2 protein-coding genes are annotated in these 2271 nt (G+C 60.7%); one reads left to right on the top strand and one right to left on the bottom strand.

The window, feature by feature from the left end:
- Nucleotides 1-66 precede the first annotated feature (66 nt).
- Nucleotides 67-1740, top strand: coding sequence for an IS66 family transposase (locus tag JZX87_RS30910; RefSeq protein ID WP_206829639.1), 1674 nt, complete (start codon nt 67-69; stop codon nt 1738-1740).
- A 5-nt stretch (nt 1741-1745) separates the two neighbouring features.
- Here JZX87_RS30910 and JZX87_RS30905 read toward each other — a convergent pair whose 3' ends face one another.
- Entirely contained in the window at nt 1746-2156 is a 411-nt protein-coding gene (locus JZX87_RS30905) for a hypothetical protein (protein WP_286195233.1), read from the bottom strand.
- Nucleotides 2157-2271: the final 115 nt, after the last annotated feature.

The following is a 2271-nucleotide window of genomic DNA, read 5'->3' as shown; positions in this document are numbered from 1 at the left end:
GTAACTGGAGCAAATCCGGTGGCAGGAGGGATTCCCGTTTTCTGCAAATCATGAGATTCTTCTTTCATGACGAAGCGCCGCCTGCCCATGGTCGAGCATGCCGATACGTTGTCGCTGAAGGCGCTGCGGGAGCTTGTGACGGGTCTGGTGGAGCGGGCGGAGCGGGCAGACACCCGGATCGGAAAGCTCGAGGCCGAAAACCAAAGGCTTCGCGACGAGAACGACCAGCTCAAGATCGAGAACACGCGGTTGAAAGTCGACAACCAGCTCCTGCGCGACGAGATCGCGCGGCTGAAGAACCTGCCGCCACGCCCACCGTTCAGACCATCGGGCATGGAACAGGCGACCAGCGACAAGACGATCATCGGCAAGGAGACGGCTACTCGGCCGCGGGGGCCGAAGAACGATACGAAGCGCGTCACGCGCGAAGAGGTACTGGCCGCCAGCGTTCCACCTGGATCGCGCTTCAAAGGCTACAAGGATTGCCTGGTGCGGGATCTGGTTGTGCGCGCCGACGTCGTGCGCTATCGCCGCGAATGCTGGCTGACACCGGATGGGCACACGATCACCGCGCCGCTGCCAGCAGGCGTCCAGGGTGGCTTTGGGCCCAACCTGCGGCGCTTCTGCCTGATGCTTCATAGCCATGGACAGGTCACGACGCAGCGACTGACGACCCTGCTCAACGATATCGGTGTCGAGATTTCCAAACGCCAGGTCATCCGGTTTTTGACGCAACGGATGGATGGCTTTCATGCCGAGGATGCTGCCGTGCTGCATGCCGGTCTGGTCTCGGCCCCTTACGTGACCGTTGACGACACCGGTGCCCGCCATGCCAACCGCAATTTTCATACGACGCATATCGGAAGCGAGCATTTCAGCGCCTTTCGCACGGCGCCATCCAAGTCGCGGCTGAACTTCCTGGCTCTGCTGCGTGGCAACTATCAGGACTATGTCCTCAACGACGCCGCCTTCGCCCTTCTGGAAGACCGACAGGTGGACCCCGCCCTTCTGGCGCGCTTGAACACGGGCGAGCCTCGGCGGTTTGCCAACCAGGTTCCATTTCTTGGCCATCTGGCGGAGAAGGGTATCGACATCTTTGACAGGGACATCATCCGCCCGTTTGCCGAGGCGGGCATTTGGGGTTCCATCCGCCATCATGGTCTTGTCGGCAATACGGTGATCGTCTCCGACGATGCCGGACAGTTTCGCGTCGGCACCCATGCCCTGTGTTGGGTTCACGCGGAGCGATTGCTGCAAAAACTGATGCCGGCGACGCCGCGCCAGATAAAACATGTCGAGACCCAGCGCGAGCTGATCTGGCTCTTTTATAAGCTTCTGAAGGATTTTTCGCGAAGTCCCAGCCGACGTGCGGCCCGCGGACTCCAGATCCGGTTCGATCGAATATTCTCCATCCGCACCGGATATGGCGATCTCGACAAACTGCTGTCTCGGCTGAAGCGCCGCAAGGCCGAGCTGCTGCGGGTTCTCGAGCGACCTGAAACGCCGCTTAATACGAACGCGTCGGAAAGAGATCTGCGCAGCTTCGTCACCAAGCGAAAGATTTCGGGCGGCACGGTCAGTCGCAATGGTCGGCAGGCGCGCGACAGCATGCTTGGTCTGATGAAGACCTGCCAGAAGCTCGGCCTGTCGTTCTGGCACTATCTTGGCGATCGGTTGGGCATGGGCGGACTGGAACGGTCCATTCCTCCACTGGCCACGATGATCGCCGCCAGAGCCTGAGCACATCAACGGCGATCAGGCTTGGGGAAAGCAACGATCTTATCCGAAGCCCTCGTACCGGTCCCACCTGATGTGCCCCCTTCTGACTTGGGCCCATCTGACCTGGCCTTGCCCGCCATGACCTCATCCAGCGTATCGAGCACATGGGAGCCGGTGAGCTTCAGCAGCGTCGGCGACACGTTCCACTGTCGCTCATCGTCGGTATGCACCGTCACCGTTTTCTTGTTGCGGCGAATAACGATGCCCCGGATCGTTGCTCCACCAGGACCTTCGAACGTCACGCCGCTTCCGACCCGAATGTCCTGCAACGCAGCTGCAGTCCGCTGATGATGCAGGAACTGCAGCCGTTCGACGATGCGCGCATTGAGTTCGACCAGCGCCGCCTCGTCCAGGTTATCAATGTCGATCCGCCGCATGGTCTGCGCCCCTTTGTTGTTGCCGAAAACACCATGCCAAGGGCAGCACACGGACGCAATCTCGCCATCCGCACTGCCCGTTATCGGGCACTGCCACCAAATCAGCCCCGCTTAC

The organism is Agrobacterium sp. Ap1, assembly GCF_017313375.1.
Taxonomy (GTDB): Bacteria; Pseudomonadota; Alphaproteobacteria; order Rhizobiales; family Rhizobiaceae; genus Neorhizobium; species Neorhizobium cellulosilyticum.
The sequence above is the reverse complement of the archived record's forward strand: the minus strand, read 5'-3'. Positions and strand labels throughout refer to the sequence as shown.

What these genes read in the sequence shown, in the direction of transcription:
- JZX87_RS30910 (WP_206829639.1), top strand. Translation starts at nt 67, where the DNA reads ATGACGAAGCGCCGCCTGCCCATGGTCGAGCATGCCGATACGTTGTCG.
- JZX87_RS30905 (WP_286195233.1), bottom strand. Translation starts at nt 2,156, where the DNA reads ATGCGGCGGATCGACATTGATAACCTGGACGAGGCGGCGCTGGTCGAA.